Origin of the sequence: Paraburkholderia sp. GAS199 (assembly GCF_050436585.1) — a bacterium.
Lineage (GTDB): Bacteria > Pseudomonadota > Gammaproteobacteria > Burkholderiales > Burkholderiaceae > Paraburkholderia.
Window position 1 is genome coordinate 42,272 of sequence record NZ_JBNDMM010000005.1, and the last position, 16,818, is coordinate 59,089.

The window sequence follows — 16,818 nt, forward strand, 5'->3', positions numbered from 1 at the left end:
ACACGGCCAGGCGCCGCGAAGACAGCAGTAGAGACTGCCGGGTGATGCAGATTGAGGGCGTTCATACGACTTGAACCAGGTTGACTGGCTCGCAGTCTGCGCCCGCCGCCCATCGGCTTCCAGCATCAAATTTGGCGAACTTTATTGCCTCATTTAGAATAATTGCCGCGCTCTACGGTATCTTGATGGTAATCAAACGCCATTCAGCAGCCAGAATACGTAGCGTTATTGCCCAATCGGCAATAAATTCCCACCGGAGAATGAGGTAATGGATCGCTTCCAGTCGATGCAGATCTTTGCGCGCGTCGTCGATATGCACAGCTTCAGCCGGGCGGCCGAAAGCCTTTCCCTGCCGCCGTCGCGCGTCACGCGCGCGGTCAAGGAACTGGAGACCTTCCTCGGTGTGCGTCTGTTGCAACGGACTACGCGCCACATCAGCCTGACCGCCGACGGCACGCTCTATTACGACCATTGCAGGAGACTGCTGGCGGACATCGAAGCCGTCGAGTCGAGCTTCCCCGGAAGCGCCGGACAGCCTCGCGGCCGCTTGCGGGTCGACATGACGCTCTCACTCGCGCGTCTGGTGGTGCTGCCGTCCATCAAGGATTTTCAGAACCGTTTCCCGGACGTCGAACTGACGTTGACCATGGCCGACCGGACGGTTGAACTCGTGCAGGAAGGTATCGACTGCGTGATCCGAACCGGTACGCCCGAAGACTCGCCGACGCTGGTCGCAAGACGAATCGGCGCGTTCGACTGGGTGACCTGCGCGTCGCCGGAATATCTGGCTCTCCACGGCACGCCGAAGTCGCTGGAGGACCTCGCGGAGCATCAGGCCGTCGGCTACCTGTCGAGCCGGACCGCGCGCCCGCTGGACTGGCACTTCGTGGTGAACGGCGAGGACCGCTCCATCCGCATGCGGGAGCGTCTGATCGTCAATGATATCGACGCGTACGTTGCGTGTGGCGTCGAAGGGCTCGGTCTGATTCGCGCGGGCAGTTATATGGTGCTGCCGCACGTTCTGAGCGGACGCCTTCAGCGCGTGCTCACCGACTTCTCCGCGCCGGCTGTCCCGCTTTCCGTTCTTTACCCGAGGAACCGCCACCTCTCACCCACTGTTCGGGCTTTCGTGGACTGGATTGCCGACGTGATCCGCAAGGCAGAAACGGACTGGCGAATCGACTCGCACGTGATTTCCACGACGCAGCCGCCTGCGTCGTGAGCCTGAGCGATCGCCAGTTTCAGATCTTAAAAGCTGTCGCGCTCGAAACCCGGCAGCGTGCGGGTTCCTTCAAGCGCAACCGAGTGCAAAAGCTCCGGCCGAATTCCGAGCATGCGCAAAATAGTCGGCGCAACTTGCGTGGTCAGCACGGGCTCGTCCACGGTTCGTCCGGATTGACGAACACCTGGAACGGAGACCACGAGACCGAGATGGCTGTCGTCCGGCGCGTTGCCGCCGTGCTCTTCGTCCTTGGACGTGCTCGACGTATAGATAACGCCCGGATTCGGCTGCACGATGATGTCGGGCGTGCGGCCTTGCGCCGGATCGCCGAAACGTGCAGCGATTTGCGGGCCGTACAGAATGTAGGCTTGCGGCCCATCCGCGCAGATACCCGGCGCATTGCACGCGAGGTTGCTCTTCAGCGTTTTGACGACGGCCGCCAGCTGGCTTTGATCGCGCAGCCAGATCAGGCCGACGTCGTCCGACTGAACCATGCCGGTGCCGACGAGACCCGTCCCGTCGTTCAGATTGCCGCTCTTCGTCGCGTTCTGTCCGAAGTTGCCATTCGGATCGAGATAGTTATTGGCTTCCAGAAGCTTCGAGAGCGTGTCGCCGTTCTTGATCAGCTTCGAATGATCGGTCGGCGACTGACCGTGCTTGGCCGTGACGATAATCGCGGTGGACGAATAGAGCCCGCGTTGCTTGAGTTCGGACACGATGCGACCGAGCCTGTCGTCGAGATAGCTGATTGCACCGGCGACTTGCGGGCCCGGCGTGAAGCTCGCGTCCAGATAGCCGCCACCCGTCGCGACAGTCGCCTTCTGCGCAACGCTCAAGGTCTGGAAGTTGGTGCCGAACAGCGTGGGCACGTCGGCGCGAGCCTGACCGGTCGAGTCCTTGCCGTCGATCTCGGCAATCAGTGACTGCACGTGGAAATCGTCGAATTTTTCCGTGTGCGTATAGACGTCGGTGTAATTGGTATTGGTGGCGGGATCGATCGAATTGATCTCCGTACGCGAGAGATCGTCCACGCCGATACCGGAAGGACCGTTGAGCCAATCGTAGCCCCACGCGTGCTTGTCGGCCCATGCCGTGCGAGCGTCGCGTCTGTTTTCCTTGACCACCTCGAAGACGGTATTGGTCTTGATGTAGTTGTGCGGATAAACGGGCTGACAGACGCCGTTGATCAGTGCATGAGGAATGGCTTGAGGATTGAACGCGCCGCCGCCATTGAGATGGACCAGAGCACCGCCATTCTCGCCGTCCACGCCGGTCGTTTCGTCGAATACGACATTCCAGCCTTTGTTGCCCGTGCAACTGGTATCGGATGGCGCGTAAAGCGTTCGATCATAGGAGACATCGTAGAAGAGCCCCGCCGACTTCGGCGATCCGCCCGTCACCAATGCGGCGAGACCAGGAAACGAATCGGACAGACCGGGCGTGTACGCATTGGTATAGGTCGTGCCGGACTTCGCCAGCAAGGCCAGATTCGGACACGCATTCGAACCGATGCAACGCGCGACGTCCTGTTCATGCAAACCGTCGAAGCTGATCAACAGTACATGCCTGACTTTCTCGTGCTCACGCCCATGCTTATCGGCATCATCCGCCGTCGCGGTTGCGGCATGCAGCGCGGCAAACATCGCCACACCGCTTGCCACGGTGTTCTGTACACGGCTCCATCTCCTGATCTTCTTCATGTCCTTTCCTTTGAAAAATGGTGACGAAATATTCAGTAATAGAGCGTCAATGTGGAGTCGAATTAAGTCGTCCTTATGAACCATTTCCTTCGATTGACTAACGACCTTGCGTTCTGGGTCGATATGGAAAAAAGGCCGAATAAGCGCTATTTCTTCAGGTTTTCTTAAGCTTCGTGCGGTGTTATTCGAAGCGGGAAAATTGGACGTGCCGACACGCTCGGCGCAAGTTTCGACATCGCGCCGACACGCGTCTGTCGTACGAGAACATTCAGGTGCCGCTCAACGTTTCGTCCAGCAACCGCAGCGTGTGAAGCGCACCACTTGCGAATCCAACGCCACGATGCGAAGCGATGCCTGAATCACGAGGATTGATACGGATGACCCGCGCGCTGACCCGTTCGCTGAAATTGCGGACGGTCGGAATGGTTTTTCCCGCGCCTAGTTCCACGACAACCGGACGTTCGACAGACCCGAGCCACGCGTTCAGACGCGACTCCTGCGCCTCGGTTCGCAGCGCGATCCAGTCGTAGTCGCCGAACATAAGAATGTTGGGCCTCGCCACGGCGCCGCAATACGGACAAACAGGCAGCGCATTGAGCAGACGGCACTCCACGTCGTCCACTATCGGCTCGAACGCTGCCGCCGACCATATTGCGTCCGTGCAGACTTCGGAGCACTGCATCATGTGGATGGACCCGTGGCACTCCGCGACGAGGTCGTCGCGAAATCCGGCCTTCTGAAACTGACCGTCGACATTGCTGGTGAAAACGGCCGCGCCATTCGGCATCCGGCTGGCCCATCTGCGTAGAACATGAAAACCTTCGTGAGGCTCTGTTCGCCGATAAAGCCGCAGCCGATGACCATAGAAGCCCCAGGACAATGCCGGCGACCTGACGAGCGTGCGCGGATTCGCCATATCCTGGAAGGTCAATTGGTGCCGGCGCAACGCTGGATACGATCGCCAGAACCCGTCCGCGCCACGAAAGTCGGGCAGCCCCGAGTCCACGCCCATCCCCGCGCCCGCGGTGACGAGCAAACCGTCCGCCTCGCGGAGCCACTGAACCGCCCGCTTTAACTTTTCTGTTTCAGTCATGAGTCGATGTGCCTGATAGCCGGTCATGCCTTCGGCGCGGGCAAAGCCCTGCGTAGAAAGCCTCACGCCTAAACAATGATCTGATCCGGCAAAAGTTTCCACACGAAAAAAAGCGCCGCGGGTTCGACACCCGCGGCGCTTCTTCTGCGACAGCTGCAACGTGCAATGCACGCCACAGCTCGCCACAACATTTACATGGTGACGGTGTCGGCCACGTCCTTGAAGTCTTCGATCTGGTCGAAGTTCATGTACTGGTAAATCTTGTCGCCGTTGGCGGTCAGCACGCCCATGTCGGCCATGTATTCCTCTTTGGTCGGAATCTTGCCCAGACGCGAGCAGATTGCCGCCAGTTCAGCCGAACCGAGGTACACGTTCGTATTCTTGCCCAGACGGTTCGGGAAGTTACGCGTCGACGTGGACATGACCGTTGCGCCTTCACGCACCTGAGCCTGGTTGCCCATGCACAGCGAGCAGCCCGGCATTTCAGTGCGTGCACCGGCCGTGCCGAATACGCCGTAGTGGCCTTCTTCGGTCAGTTGCTTCTGGTCCATCTTGGTCGGCGGCGCGACCCACAGCTTGACCGGAATATCGCGCTTGCCTTCCAGCAACTTCGACGCGGCGCGGAAGTGACCGATGTTGGTCATGCAGGAACCGATGAACACTTCGTCGATCTTCGCACCGGCCACGTCGGACAGCGTCTTCACGTCGTCCGGGTCGTTCGGGCAGGCAACGATCGGCTCGTGAATGTCGGCCAGATCGATTTCGATGACCGCTGCGTACTCGGCGTCCGCGTCCGGCGACAGCAGTTGCGGGTCGGCGAGCCATGCTTCCATTGCCTTGATACGGCGTTGCAGGCTGCGCGGGTCCTGATAGCCTTGCGCGATCATCCACTTGAGCAGCGTGACGTTGCTGTTCAGGTACTCGATGATCGGTTCCTTGTTCAGGTGCACCGTGCAACCGGCTGCCGAACGCTCGGCGGACGCATCCGACAGTTCGAACGCCTGCTCCACCTTGAGATCGGGCAGACCTTCGATTTCGAGCACGCGGCCCGAGAAAATGTTCTTCTTGCCCTGCTTGGCGACCGTCAGCGTGCCCTGCTTGATCGCGTACAGCGGGATCGCGTTGACGAGGTCGCGCAGCGTGACGCCCGGCTGCATCTTGCCCTTGAAGCGAACCAGCACCGATTCCGGCATGTCCAGCGGCATCGTGCCGGTGGCTGCGGCGAACGCCACCAGACCCGAACCCGCCGGGAAGCTGATGCCGATCGGGAAGCGCGTGTGCGAGTCGCCGCCGGTGCCGACCGCGTCGGGCAGCAGCATGCGGTTCAGCCACGAGTGGATCACGCCGTCGCCCGGACGCAGCGCGATACCGCCGCGGTTGCTGATGAAGTCCGGCAGCGTCTGGTGCGTCTTCACGTCCACCGGCTTCGGATACGCTGCGGTGTGGCAGAACGATTGCATGACGAGGTCGGCGGAGAAGCCGAGGCACGCCAGGTCTTTCAGTTCGTCGCGGGTCATCGGGCCGGTGGTGTCCTGCGAGCCGACCGAGGTCATCTTCGGTTCGCAGTAGGTGCCCGGACGCACGCCCTGGCCTTCCGGCAGACCGCATGCACGGCCGACCATCTTCTGCGCGAGCGAGAAACCCTTGCCGCTGTTGGCTGGCTGTTGCGGCAGGCGGAACAGGGTGGACGGCGCCAGACCGAGCGCTTCACGCGCCTTGCCGGTCAGGCCGCGGCCGATGATGAGGGGAATCCGGCCGCCCGCGCGCACTTCGTCGAACAGCACGTCGGACTTGACCTGGAATTCGGCGATCACCGCGCCGTTCTTCAATGCCTTGCCTTCGTAGGGACGCAGTTCGACCACGTCGCCCATTTCCATTTGCGACACGTCGAGTTCGATCGGCAGCGCGCCCGCGTCTTCCATGGTGTTGTAGAAGATCGGAGCGATCTTGCCGCCGAGGCACACGCCACCGAAGCGCTTGTTCGGGATGAAGGGGATGTCTTCGCCCGTGAACCACAGCACCGAGTTGGTGGCCGACTTACGCGAGGAGCCCGTGCCGACCACGTCGCCGACGTAGGCGACCAGGTGGCCCTTTTCCTTCAGCGATTCGATGAACTTGACCGGGCCGCGCTTGCCGTCTTCTTCGGGCGTGATGCCGGGACGCGCGTTCTTCAGCATGGCCAGCGCGTGCAGCGGGATGTCCGGGCGCGTGGTTGCGTCCGGCGCCGGCGAGAGGTCGTCCGTGTTGGTTTCGCCCGTCACCTTGAACACGGTGATGGTGAGGCTTTGCGGCACTTCCGGACGGCTCGTGAACCATTCGGCGTCGGCCCAGCTCTGCAACACGGCCTTTGCGTTGGCGTTGCCCTTGTCGGCGAGTTCCTTGACGTCGTGGAACGCGTCGAACATCAGCAGGGTTTTCTTCAGCGCTTCGGCGGCGACCGTGCCCACTTCCGCGTCCGACAGCAAACCGATCAGCGGCTGGATGTTGTAGCCGCCCAGCATGGTGCCGAGCAGTTCCGTGGCGCGAGCGCGCGAAATCAGCGTGCAGACGGTTTCGCCTTGAGCGACGGCGGCGAGGAAGCCGGCCTTCACGCGAGCGGCTTCGTCCACGCCGGCGGGCACACGGTTCGTGATCAGGTCGACCAGGGTTTGCTCTTCGCCTGCGGGCGGGTTGGTGAGGAGTTCCACCAGCTCAGCGGTTTGCTGGGCGGTCAGCGGCAGGGGAGGAATACCGAGCGCGGCGCGTGCGGCTGCGTGAGCGCGAAAGTTTTCAAGCATGAAAGAACCTGCTGATGTTGGCGTTTCAGGGGAGCTTCCCGGCCCGCCGTGGCTGTACCGGGTAGTGTTCTGGGTCAATTTTAAGGGGATTGGCGTCGCTGGTCAAATGTCTTATGTCTTATATAAGAGTTGACGGCGAGAATTTGAACTGGAGAGGCGAAAAGATTGGGCGTATCGGACCGCGCACCCCCGGCTTGCGCGCACAACTTGCACACAGGAAACAGCAGATTAAAAACCGTATTCGTTTTTTACAGGCCAGATGCCGCTTTTTACTCACGGGCAAGGCGGCACCCAGTACGCCGCCCTGCCCTTGATCCGTTTTGCCGACCGCAGTCCGGTCCGCACGCGTCCTAGGCAAACGACGCTGGGTCCGCATTCCCTCCGCAGATCACCACGGCGACTTTCTCGCCGGGCGCGCGGACATAAGCGCCCGACAGCAGCGCCGCGAATGCGGTCGCACCGCCGGGCTCCGACGCGACTCTGAGCCTGTCCCACAGCACGCGTTGCGCGTTGCGAATCTGTTCGTCCGACACCAGCACGGAGTCGCTCACTGTCGGCAGAAGAACCGAAAAAGGCACGCCGCCGATCCGCCTGCAACCGAGCGAGTCGGCGGCAATGCCGCCTGTTTCGACGTCGACGGGCTCGCCGGCCTGCAAGGCACGATTCAACGTGGGACAACGCGTCGGCTCGACCGCGACGACTTTCACGCGGCCACCAAACCACGCCGCAATACCGCCGATGAATCCCCCACCGCCCACGGAGACCAGCACGGTGTCGATGTCCTGCAACTGCGCGTCGAGTTCGACAGCAAGGGTTCCCTGACCCGCCACCGTCGCGGCGTCGTCGAAGGCATGCACTTTCAGCGCACCGGATTCGGCGGCCCGCGCTTCGCTGGCCGCGAGCGCCTCGACATAGGTATTGCCCGCCGTGACGATCTGCGCGCCGAGATCCGTGAGCATCTTGCGCTTGAGCGGGGTTGCGAGGCTCGGCACATAGATTTCTGCGCGGACGCCGAGCTTTTGTGCCGCGTACGCAACGGCGACGCCGTGATTTCCGCCCGACGCCGCGATCACTCCAGCCGGCGGAATGGGCTGGCCGAGCAGACGGTTGAACGCGCCTCGCGGCTTGAACGAGCCCGTCACCTGAAGCGATTCCAGCTTCAGGAACGTATCGCCGGGAATGTCGAACCAGCTGGACTCCAGCTGAATAACCGGCGTGGTGCGAATGTAGGGCGCCACACGCTGCGCAGCGGCGCGGATATCTTCCTGGGTGATCATTTCAGCAGGTCCTCGTCATTCGTTTCATATCGGGTAGTCGAAGAGATGACGGTGACCGGCGACTGACGACGCTCGTCGACCGTCAAACGAAAAACATCCGGGCGGCTGTAATGGCCCGTGACGTCGAAATCGAATTTGCCGCGCGCGATGTTTCGCAGGTCGATTTCCGCGGTAAGAATGGTTTCCTCGCCGAATGCAGGGCCGGCCAGAATCTTGCCGAATGGATCGATGATGCAGCTACCTCCTGCTTGCACCACTGCATCCGGATCGTCGCCGAACAGACTCGGATAGCTCTCGGGAAAGTCGCTTCGCCGGAGGAACTGATTGCTTGCAAGCACGTAGCATCGGCCCTCGACTGCGATGTGCTGCATCGATGCGACCCACGTCGGCCGCGAATCCGCTGTCGGCGCGCAGTAGATCTGAATGCCTTTGGCGTACATGGCCGTGCGCATCATGGGCATGTAGTTCTCCCAACAGATCACGGCGCCGAGTTTTCCGAGTGCGGTGTCCAGCACCGGCATGGTCGAACCGTCACCGTATCCCCAGATGAGGCGCTCGGCTCCCGTCGGCATCAGCTTGCGGTGCTTGCCGAGAAACTCGCCCGCCGGACCGAAAAAGAGCACGCAACAATACAGCGTTCCGCCATCGCGCTCGATCACGCCGATCACCATATGAACCTTGTGGCGCGCCGCAATGGCAGCGAGTTCGTCGACACAGGGACCGGGTACGTCGATAGCCGCTTCCCAGTATTCGCGGTAGGCGTCTCTGCCCTCATCGCTCCGGCCGCCCACGTACGACCCGAATACATGGCCTTTCGGATAGCCGCCCACGAATGCTTCCGGGAACACGACCAGCCTGGCGTTTTGCGACACCGCGGACGCCACCAACTCCTCCACTTTGACCAGCGTAGCCCGCTGATCGAACGGAACGGGGATTCCCTGAATGACCGCGGCGGTCCATGCGGCCTCTTTATTCACCTCATTCACTGACGCCTCCTTGTGTATCTATAGTGAACATGATAGTATCAATAAAGAACATCCTACTCGCTTGCCCGATCCTGGGCAAGCGGTGCTTTTTTGTCTTCAATGAACTTTCGAGGAGAGCGGCTATGGGTGAAATCGCAACGGTCAATAGCGTCGAGCACGCTATCCGTCTCGTCGAGTTGCTAGCCGGGTCGGCGAATGGCCTCGGCGTTAGCCAGATCGCGCAGTCGCTGGATCTGCCGCGGGCCACGGTTTATCGGCTGCTCAAAACCTTGGCGCAGCGAGAGTGGATTATTCAGGATGACAAAACATACCGACTAAGCTTTCGCCTTCCCGGACTTTTCCAGGGCGCTGGTGCGGGTGCGGAAGCGGCTCTGGCCGCGCGAATCACGCCGCTCCTGCATCAACTGGTCAATGAAACGGGAGAAACGGCGCACCTGGCCGCGCTCGACGGCGATCGCGTCGTGTACCTGGCGAAAGTCGATTCGCCGCATCCCATCCGGATGTTTTCCGAGAATGGCTGGCGCGGACCGCTGCATGCAACCGGCGTGGGCAAGGTGCTGCTCGCGTCGACCGAAGCGAAGCTCCTTTCGCAGATTTGCGATCAGGGTCTTGAACGCTTCACGCCGAACACCATCGTCAAGAAAGAGCAGTTGCAGGCAGAACTGGCGCAAATCCGCAAGCAAGGTTATGCGCTGGATGCCGAAGAACTGATCGAAGGATTGACCTGCGTCGCGGTACCGGTGTTCAGCGGAGAAGCGATTCGCGGAGCAATATCCGTTGCCGGCCCAACGGCGCGACTCGGCAATCCAAAAGCATTGGCGAAAATCCTGAAGGCCGCCGTCAAAGGTTTGCAGTCGTCGCTATAGCGAACGGGGATCAAAACATGTGGGCGCACAAACCAACCCTTATGCCGGATCCCGTCCGGCCTGGTTGCATGAACACTAACCAGGCAATTTCATCGACACGTGCGCGGGCGCCGGGTCGGGTGTGTTCGCCGTGACATCCATGCTGTGAATGGCAGCGTAGAGTTCGACCAGCGCTTTTTCCTTTTCGATATCGTGTCCACCGGCGACACGGGCCATATCGGCAGAAGACAAATCCTTCACCTGATGCAGGTCAACGACAGTTAGTGCGCTCATTTGATTCACCCAATAAAAGTAGTGAGACGGAAATCTCTGACTTCGGTCGAGTGGCGCTGTTCTGCCCTCGCCCACTTTGACTCACGATCCGTGCCAACTCGAAACAGGCTCGTGACCTGCGTGAAAGATCCTGTTTTGCCCGCTATTTCGCGCTTCACCGGCCGCGCGAAGCGAAACCGGAGAGCAATCGTGCGCGGTCTCTCCCAACACACAGGTGGTGCATGTTGGGCGGTGACAGACAGTGGCCGCTTCCCTAACCCGCTGGCTTGTGATCCCACGGCGGCTCGTTGCCGAACGCTTCGGCGAGGTAATCGACGAACCGGCGCACTTTGAGCGGAATGCGCTGCGCACTCGGATAAACCGCTTGAATCGTCAGGTCGGCCGCGCGATAGGCCGGTAGCAGTTCGACGAGTTCGCCGCGCCGGAGATGCTCGCCGAACACGAAGGTCGGACCGTACGCAATGCCCGCGCCGGCGACCGTCGCGGCCAGAAGCATCTGCGTATTGTTCGCGGCCATCCGGCAGGGACCATCGATAACGTGCGCGCGGTTTTTCGCATCGAGCAAGGTCCAGTCGCCGGCCGAGACGGCTTCGCTGAAAGCAAGTCTTTGCGCGTGCAGCAGGTCGTTCGGCTTGCGCGGCGTGCCGTGGCGCTCGAGGTAAGCGGGCGATGCACACACCACCATCCGGCACGGCGCGAGCCGGCGCGTCACGAGTCCGGGATCGTCGAGCCGTCCGATCCGGATGGCGACGTCCACGCCCGCATCGACGAGATCGACATAGCGGTCTCCAAGCAGCACTTCCACATTGACCTGCGGATGATCTTCCAGATAGCGCGCCACTACCGCACCAAGATGCATCGCGCCGAACGTGACCGGCGCGGCGACGCGCAGCACGCCGCGCGCGGTGCCCTGCGAATCGCTGGCTTCGCGTCGTGCTTCGTCGAAGGCTTCGAGAATGCGTTTGCAGCGTTCGTAGTAGGTCTGACCGGTATCGGTCAGACTCAGGCGCCGCGTGGTGCGTTGGAGCAGCCGCGCGTTCAGTTCGGCCTCGAGGGCGCTGACATGTTTGCCCGCCATTGCCGCCGACAGTCCGAAGCGCCGCGCCGCCGCGGCCAGGCTGCCCTCTTCGACCGCGGAGACGAATACGCCGAGGCTCGTGAGTCGGTCCATCGCCTTGTTCCTCATCTCCGATTCGATAACAGGATTATCGACTGAAGACACCCGTTCGGCAATTATCAAACTGGAGGCTCGAAACTACCATGTAGCCATCAGCTAGAAACCGAGGGATGAAAATGGAAATCAGGTCGAACGGCACGCGGGTTCACGTCACGCAACGCGGCAGCGGCGAGTTGGCGCTGGTGTTTCTGCACTACTACGGCGGCTCGTCGCGCACATGGGACGGCGTCGTCAGCGCATTGCCCGAGCGGTATCGGATCGTCGCCACCGATCATCGCGGCTGGGGCGACTCGGACGCCCCAGCCGACGGCTACCGCCTTGCCGATCTTGCCGCCGATGCCGAGGGTGTCATCGAAGCGCTCGGACTGCGGCGCTATGTGCTGGTTGGTCATTCGATGGGCGGGAAAGTCGCGCAACTCATCGCATCGCGTCGACCGGCCGGGCTCGAAGGTCTCGTGCTCGTCGCGCCGTCACCGCCGTCGCCGATGCTGCTCTCCGACGAGCAACGCGCGACGCTGAGCGGCGCGTATCAGTCGCGCGAATCGGTCGAGTTCGTGATCGACCACGTCCTGACCGCGAAGCCGCTCGACGCCGCTCGCCGCGAGCAGGTCATCGAAGACAGCCTGCGCGGCGCGCCGCAAGCCAAAGCAGCCTGGCCGGACATCGCCATGCGCGAAGACATTACCGCCGCGACCGCGTCGATCGAGGTGCCGACCGTCGTCATTTCCGGCGAGCTGGACCAGGTGGATCGCGTCGCGACGTTGCAGACGGAATTGCTGCCGCGCATCCCGCACGCGGCGATGCATGTACTGCCTGGCACGGGGCACCTGTCACCGCTGGAGGCGCCGGCCGACGTGGCGCGGCTCATCGCGCGATTCGTCGCGGCGATCGAAGACAAATCAGTCGTGTGCGGCATGCCCGCCCAGGTTCCGGTCGCGTTCGACGCCGCGTTGAATGCGGGCGACCTCGATCTTCTGCTCGCCACGTTCAGCAATCGGGCCACGATGAGGATGACCGATGGCACGGAGGTCGAGGACAACCCCGCCGAATTGCGTGACGCCATGGGCCGGTTGCTTGCACTGCGCCCGCACATCCGCAACGAAGTGCGACGCGTGCTGACCAGCGGCGATATCGCCCTGGTCCTGCTGGACTGGACGCTGCGCGTCACGCTGCCGGACGGCGAAACGCGCGAAGAACTCGGCACCGCGACGCAGGTTATGGAGCTGGGACGCGACGGTGGATGGAGGCTGCGGATCGCGAATCCGCGAGGGCTGGAGTGAGTGGCGAGGGAGCGTGGGACGGGCGTTGGGCCGTCCTGCTTCGCGGCGGTCGATGCCACTAAAACCCCATCCCCAACAATGCCTTCGCACATATCGTTAAATTCCGATATATGATTCGTCTTGTAGCGATTTAAGCATGCAGCCGGCTGCGCCGAATGGCGCTGTCCCTGCCTGCGCGGACCACCCGAACCCACTCATGACGATCGATATCGACGCGATCCACAAAGCGCTTGCCAATCCCGTCCGCCGCGAAATTCTCGGTTGGCTGCGGGAGCCGTACGCGCATTTCGGCGATCAGACACTGCCGCTCGATCACGGCGTCTGCGCCGGCAAGATCGACGCGCGTTGCGGTCTGTCGCAGTCCACCGTGTCGGCGCATCTCGCCGCTTTGCAGCGCGCGGGACTGATCAGTTCGACACGGGTCGGGCAATGGGTGTTTTTCAAGCGCAACGAGGCCGTGATTCAGGCGTTTCTCGAGCATATGAACTCGCAACTCTGAGCACGGCTGCACGCGTTTCGTCCGCCATTTCGCGCATTTCATCACGCTGTCTTTCGTGGCCCGGGCTCGCGCCCGCCAACCAAGGTGAACATTTATGCCGACTCTTTTCGATCCGCTGCAAATTGGCGATATCACGCTGTCCAATCGCATCGTCATGGCGCCACTGACGCGTCAACGCGCTGAAGAAATCCGCGTGCCGAACGCGCTGATGGCGAAGTATTACGCCGAGCGCGCCAGCGCCGGCCTCATTCTCAGCGAAGCCACGTCGGTCACGCCGCAAGGCATCGGCTACGCGGACACGCCGGGCATCTGGTCGCAGGAACAGGTGGACGGCTGGAAGCTCGTCACGCGGGCCGTGCATGACGCCGGCGGCAAGATCTTCCTGCAGTTGTGGCACGTGGGCCGCATTTCCGATCCGGTGTTCCTCAACGGCGAACTGCCGGTCGCGCCGAGCGCGATCGCCGCGCAAGGCAACGTGAGCCTGGTGCGTCCGGAACGCGCGTTCGTCACGCCGCGCGCGCTCGAACTCGACGAAATCGCCGGTGTGGTCGACGCGTTCCGCCAAGGCGCGGAAAACGCCAAGGCAGCCGGCTTCGACGGTGTCGAAGTGCACGGCGCGAACGGCTATCTGCTCGACCAGTTCCTGCAGGACAGCACCAATCAGCGCACCGACGCATACGGCGGCCCGATCGAAAATCGCGCCCGTCTGCTGCTCGAAGTCACGGACGCCTGTATCGACGTGTGGGGTGCAAGCCGCGTCGGCGTTCATCTGGCGCCGCGTCGCGACGCGCACAACATGGGCGACTCCGCGCCGGCCGAAACCTTCGGTTACGTGGCGCGCGAACTCGGCAAACGCAAGATCGCTTTCATCGCCGCACGCGAAGCGCTCGGCGACGACCGTCTGGGCCCGCAACTGAAAAAAGAATTCGGCGGCGTCTATATCGCCAACGAAGCCTTCACGCCGGAAAGCGCGCAGCAAGTGCTCGACGCAGGCGAAGCCGATGCCGTGGCATGGGGCAAGCTGTTCATCGCGAATCCGGATCTGGTGCGCCGCTTCGCCACGAATGCGCCCTTGAACAAGCCGAATCCGGCAACGTTCTACGCACGCGGTGAAACCGGTTACGTCGACTATCCGGCGCTGGAAACGGCCGAACAATCGGCGCAATAAGCGGCATCGGCAGACAGCGGACAAACCGCACGAAACGTGCGGCGTCAGCGGAGGGTCGAGCCCGGCACGAAGCCGCAACACAATAACGGCTGCACCGGGCCAGATAGAAGTACGCGGCGGGCGTGAGCGGATTGAAATATCCACTCACGCACGCCGTTTTTTTTTTGCGCTCGCATTTGCAGGGCACATCACACGGCGCATCACACGGCGCACTCACAGCAGATCGCGTCGCATGAAGACGCGCTTCGATTCGTCGAGTCCACGCGCGATGTGCGCATCGCGCCGCGCGATCAATGTTGCGTCGAGTTCATGTTCTTCGATGTCGCGAAAGCCGAGCCGCCGATAATACGGCGCGTTCCACGGCACAGCGCGATAAGTGGACAAAGTGAGTTGCGTCACCCGCTGCGCAAGCGCCGTTTGCGCCACGCGTTCGATGAGCGCCGCGCCGATTCCCTGGCCGGCGTGCGTGGTGAGCACGTCGAGTTCCTGCACGTAAAAGCAGGTGGCCTCCGGCTCGAACATCACGAAGCCGACGCAGATTTCGCCCTGAGCCACCGCCACGATAATTTCGCGCGCCGCAATCTTGCGGCCGACGAGCTCGAGCGCCATCGGCGGCGCATCGGCAATGCCCACCATGCCGACTTCGGCGAACCGCTGACCGGCTTCGAATTCGATTGCACGGATGGTCTGCGCCTCGCCGGGCGCGGCAAAACGGAACGTGATGGACAAAGCGCATTGCATGAGCGTGCGGAATCGGCAAACATGAAGCTTCGATATTGACATCACCGTGACGAAATAAACAGGTGTGCGCGCCGTCACAGGACTAAACTGCTGAACATCTGAATTTCCTTCGACACGCAATGGATCTGATGCATGTCCTGCAGGTCGCGCTGCATTTCGACCGGCACCTGAGCGGTTTGATCGTGCAATACGGCACGGCCGTCTACGCGATGCTGTTTCTCGTGATCTTCGTCGAGATCGGTTTCCTGCCGCTGTTCTTTCTGCCGGGCGATCCGCTCATTTTCATCTGCGGCGGTCTCGCCGCCACCGGCGCGCTGAACGTGTGGCTCGTCGTGCCGGTGCTGTTCGCGGCCACCGTGGCGGGCAGCATCGTCGACTACGCGATCGGGCGTGCCATCGGCGAGAAGGTCTATACCGCCAACTATCGCTGGCTCGACAAACAGGCGCTGCGACGCGCGCATGCGTTTTACGAAGCGCGCGGCGGCCTGACCTTTCTCGCGTCGCCGTTCATCGCCGTGGTGCGAACCTTCGCGCCGTTCGTCGCTGGCGTCTCGCGCATGACGTTCGCGCGCTTCGTCGCCTTCGTGAGCGCCGGTGCGGCGTTGTGGATCGTCTCGCTGGTGGCCGCCGGTTACCTGTTCGGCAACGTGCCGCTGGTGCGCGACCACATGAGTTCGATCGTGCTGCTAGGCGTCGGACTCGGCGTCGGCTCGCTGGTGTTGAGCGCGCTCTGGCGTTTCGTCAGCCGGCGCCTGCGTGCACATTGAGTGCATAGCTGACACATACCGGCCGCGCATTTCACCGCCTGTTCTGCGGCCTTTTTACATCACTGGCCGGCATGCGCCGAGCGCGCCTTCTGCGCGAGCAGCGCTTCGATGGCCGCTTCGTCGGTGGATGACGCCGGCGTGAACACGACCATGCTGAGTCCCTCTGCGCTGTCGACGGCGAAGGCCGAATATTCGAGCGTCAGCGGACCGGCCTGCGAATGCACCATGCGCTTTCGTCCGACCCAATGGCTGCGCACGTCGTTCTCGGCCCACAACTGCCGGAAGTCGGCGCTGGTCGCGAGCAGTTCGGCGGTCAGCGATTCCGCTTCCGGGCTGCCGCCCGTACGCGCGATATCGATGCGAAAGACCGCTACCGCAAGACGCGCGCTCTCTTCCCAGTCGGGCTGGCACTCGCGCAGAAGCGGGTCGCCGAACACGCGCCGCAACACATTGCGCTCGCGCGCCGGCACTGCCGCATAGTCGCCCAGCACGGCCACCGCCGCCGCGTTCCAGGCCACCACGTCCCACGTCGGCGTCTTGATGATCGCCGGGCTGCATTTCATGCCGTCCAGCACGCGCTGCAAAGCGGGCGTGACCGGCGGCGGCGCGACCGGACTGAGCGGCGGCGGCCGCTGCTGCGCGAGCAGAAACAGCAGTTCGCGACCGGCCGCGTCGAGTTCGAGCGCGCGGGCGAGCCGCTCCACCACCTCGCTCGACGGCGGCCCGCCGCGTCCCTGTTCCAGCCACGTGTACCAGGCCACGCTGACGTTGGCGCGCGCCGCCACTTCCTCGCGCCGCAGACCCGGCGTCCGGCGACGGCTGCGCGCCTCGGGCGCCGGCTGCAAACGCGAGCGGCGGTCGCGCAGAAAGCTGCCGAGCGACAGACAGTCCGATGCGACGGGCGGGTCCTGCAGGGTGTTAACTGTCATAACCGTATACGCTCCCAGCTTTTACTGTGCCTGGCGGTCCGGGACAATCGGCATTCATCGCTC

The 16,818-nt window shown here is 62.4% G+C and carries 15 protein-coding genes; 6 read left to right on the forward strand and 9 right to left on the reverse strand.

Translation table 11 applies throughout. The annotated features are described in order from the left end of the window. Positions 1–268: 268 nt before the first annotated feature. Positions 269–1,222 (forward strand): LysR family transcriptional regulator, encoded by a 954-nt coding sequence (locus P3T18_RS19755; RefSeq protein WP_429301649.1) that lies wholly within the window; start codon positions 269–271, stop codon positions 1,220–1,222. A gap of 26 nt (positions 1,223–1,248) precedes the next feature. On the opposite strand, the gene P3T18_RS19760 is transcribed toward P3T18_RS19755, so the two are convergent. The 5 genes from P3T18_RS19760 to P3T18_RS19780 all read right to left on the reverse strand — a co-directional run bounded on the left by P3T18_RS19760 (position 1,249) and on the right by P3T18_RS19780 (position 9,055). Next, positions 1,249–2,922 carry an alkaline phosphatase family protein gene (locus P3T18_RS19760; protein ID WP_429301650.1) on the reverse strand — a complete coding sequence of 558 codons (1,674 nt, stop codon included), beginning with the start codon at positions 2,920–2,922 and terminating at the stop codon, positions 1,249–1,251. A 268-nt stretch (positions 2,923–3,190) separates the two neighbouring features. Further along, complete coding sequence (locus tag P3T18_RS19765) at positions 3,191–4,015, reverse strand: SIR2 family NAD-dependent protein deacylase (RefSeq protein WP_429302079.1); 825 nt, start codon at positions 4,013–4,015, stop codon at positions 3,191–3,193. A 191-nt stretch (positions 4,016–4,206) separates the two neighbouring features. Beyond that, positions 4,207–6,792, reverse strand: coding sequence for a bifunctional aconitate hydratase 2/2-methylisocitrate dehydratase (gene acnB / locus P3T18_RS19770; RefSeq protein ID WP_429301651.1), 2,586 nt, complete (start codon positions 6,790–6,792; stop codon positions 4,207–4,209). A 350-nt stretch (positions 6,793–7,142) separates the two neighbouring features. Then, positions 7,143–8,069: a threonine/serine dehydratase gene (locus tag P3T18_RS19775; protein ID WP_429301652.1), complete on the reverse strand. Its 927-nt coding sequence runs from the start codon at positions 8,067–8,069 to the stop codon at positions 7,143–7,145. Further along, entirely contained in the window at positions 8,066–9,055 is a 990-nt protein-coding gene (locus P3T18_RS19780) for a nitrilase-related carbon-nitrogen hydrolase (RefSeq protein WP_429301653.1), read from the reverse strand. Before P3T18_RS19780 ends, P3T18_RS19775 begins: the two co-directional genes overlap by 4 nt. 29 nt (positions 9,056–9,084) lie before the next feature. On the opposite strand from P3T18_RS19780, the gene P3T18_RS19785 reads away from it, so the two are divergent. Beyond that, positions 9,085–9,921, forward strand: a complete 837-nt coding sequence (locus P3T18_RS19785; protein WP_429302080.1) for an IclR family transcriptional regulator — start codon at positions 9,085–9,087, stop codon at positions 9,919–9,921. A gap of 75 nt (positions 9,922–9,996) precedes the next feature. Here P3T18_RS19785 and P3T18_RS19790 read toward each other — a convergent pair whose 3' ends face one another. Together P3T18_RS19790 and P3T18_RS19795 are read right to left on the reverse strand one after the other, a co-directional pair. After that, the gene (locus P3T18_RS19790) at positions 9,997–10,194 is read right to left on the reverse strand and encodes a hypothetical protein (protein WP_429301654.1); all 198 of its coding nucleotides are present in this window, start codon (positions 10,192–10,194) and stop codon (positions 9,997–9,999) included. A gap of 253 nt (positions 10,195–10,447) precedes the next feature. Continuing rightward, entirely contained in the window at positions 10,448–11,365 is a 918-nt protein-coding gene (locus P3T18_RS19795) for a LysR family transcriptional regulator (RefSeq protein WP_429301655.1), read from the reverse strand. Between the two features lie 122 nt (positions 11,366–11,487). On the opposite strand from P3T18_RS19795, the gene P3T18_RS19800 reads away from it, so the two are divergent. From P3T18_RS19800 to P3T18_RS19810, 3 genes are all read left to right on the forward strand, one after another. Then, the gene (locus tag P3T18_RS19800; RefSeq protein WP_429301656.1) at positions 11,488–12,651 is read left to right on the forward strand and encodes an alpha/beta fold hydrolase; all 1,164 of its coding nucleotides are present in this window, start codon (positions 11,488–11,490) and stop codon (positions 12,649–12,651) included. A 196-nt stretch (positions 12,652–12,847) separates the two neighbouring features. After that, a complete protein-coding gene (locus P3T18_RS19805) occupies positions 12,848–13,150 on the forward strand; it encodes an ArsR/SmtB family transcription factor (RefSeq protein WP_429301657.1) in 303 nt (100 codons plus the stop codon). Positions 13,151–13,244: 94 nt separating this feature from the next. Then, entirely contained in the window at positions 13,245–14,318 is a 1,074-nt protein-coding gene (locus tag P3T18_RS19810) for an alkene reductase (RefSeq protein ID WP_429301658.1), read from the forward strand. A 213-nt stretch (positions 14,319–14,531) separates the two neighbouring features. Here P3T18_RS19810 and P3T18_RS19815 read toward each other — a convergent pair whose 3' ends face one another. Then, positions 14,532–15,059, reverse strand: a complete 528-nt coding sequence (locus P3T18_RS19815; RefSeq protein ID WP_429301659.1) for a GNAT family N-acetyltransferase — start codon at positions 15,057–15,059, stop codon at positions 14,532–14,534. A gap of 119 nt (positions 15,060–15,178) precedes the next feature. Here P3T18_RS19815 and P3T18_RS19820 point away from each other — a divergent pair, with 119 nt between their 5' ends. Further along, positions 15,179–15,826 (forward strand): VTT domain-containing protein, encoded by a 648-nt coding sequence (locus tag P3T18_RS19820; RefSeq protein ID WP_429301660.1) that lies wholly within the window; start codon positions 15,179–15,181, stop codon positions 15,824–15,826. A gap of 59 nt (positions 15,827–15,885) precedes the next feature. On the opposite strand, the gene P3T18_RS19825 is transcribed toward P3T18_RS19820, so the two are convergent. Beyond that, positions 15,886–16,755, reverse strand: a complete 870-nt coding sequence (locus P3T18_RS19825; protein ID WP_429301661.1) for a helix-turn-helix transcriptional regulator — start codon at positions 16,753–16,755, stop codon at positions 15,886–15,888. Positions 16,756–16,818 lie beyond the last annotated feature (63 nt).

Coding starts and splice junctions, on each gene's coding strand:
- P3T18_RS19755 (WP_429301649.1), top strand. CDS start 269: ATGGATCGCTTCCAGTCGATGCAGATCTTTGCGCGCGTCGTCGATATG.
- P3T18_RS19760 (WP_429301650.1), bottom strand. CDS start 2,922: ATGAAGAAGATCAGGAGATGGAGCCGTGTACAGAACACCGTGGCAAGC.
- P3T18_RS19765 (WP_429302079.1), bottom strand. CDS start 4,015: ATGACTGAAACAGAAAAGTTAAAGCGGGCGGTTCAGTGGCTCCGCGAG.
- acnB (WP_429301651.1), bottom strand. CDS start 6,792: ATGCTTGAAAACTTTCGCGCTCACGCAGCCGCACGCGCCGCGCTCGGT.
- P3T18_RS19775 (WP_429301652.1), bottom strand. CDS start 8,069: ATGATCACCCAGGAAGATATCCGCGCCGCTGCGCAGCGTGTGGCGCCC.
- P3T18_RS19785 (WP_429302080.1), top strand. CDS start 9,085: ATGATAGTATCAATAAAGAACATCCTACTCGCTTGCCCGATCCTGGGC.
- P3T18_RS19790 (WP_429301654.1), bottom strand. CDS start 10,194: ATGAGCGCACTAACTGTCGTTGACCTGCATCAGGTGAAGGATTTGTCT.
- P3T18_RS19795 (WP_429301655.1), bottom strand. CDS start 11,365: ATGGACCGACTCACGAGCCTCGGCGTATTCGTCTCCGCGGTCGAAGAG.
- P3T18_RS19800 (WP_429301656.1), top strand. CDS start 11,488: ATGGAAATCAGGTCGAACGGCACGCGGGTTCACGTCACGCAACGCGGC.
- P3T18_RS19805 (WP_429301657.1), top strand. CDS start 12,848: ATGACGATCGATATCGACGCGATCCACAAAGCGCTTGCCAATCCCGTC.
- P3T18_RS19810 (WP_429301658.1), top strand. CDS start 13,245: ATGCCGACTCTTTTCGATCCGCTGCAAATTGGCGATATCACGCTGTCC.
- P3T18_RS19815 (WP_429301659.1), bottom strand. CDS start 15,059: ATGCAATGCGCTTTGTCCATCACGTTCCGTTTTGCCGCGCCCGGCGAG.
- P3T18_RS19820 (WP_429301660.1), top strand. CDS start 15,179: ATGGATCTGATGCATGTCCTGCAGGTCGCGCTGCATTTCGACCGGCAC.
- P3T18_RS19825 (WP_429301661.1), bottom strand. CDS start 16,755: ATGACAGTTAACACCCTGCAGGACCCGCCCGTCGCATCGGACTGTCTG.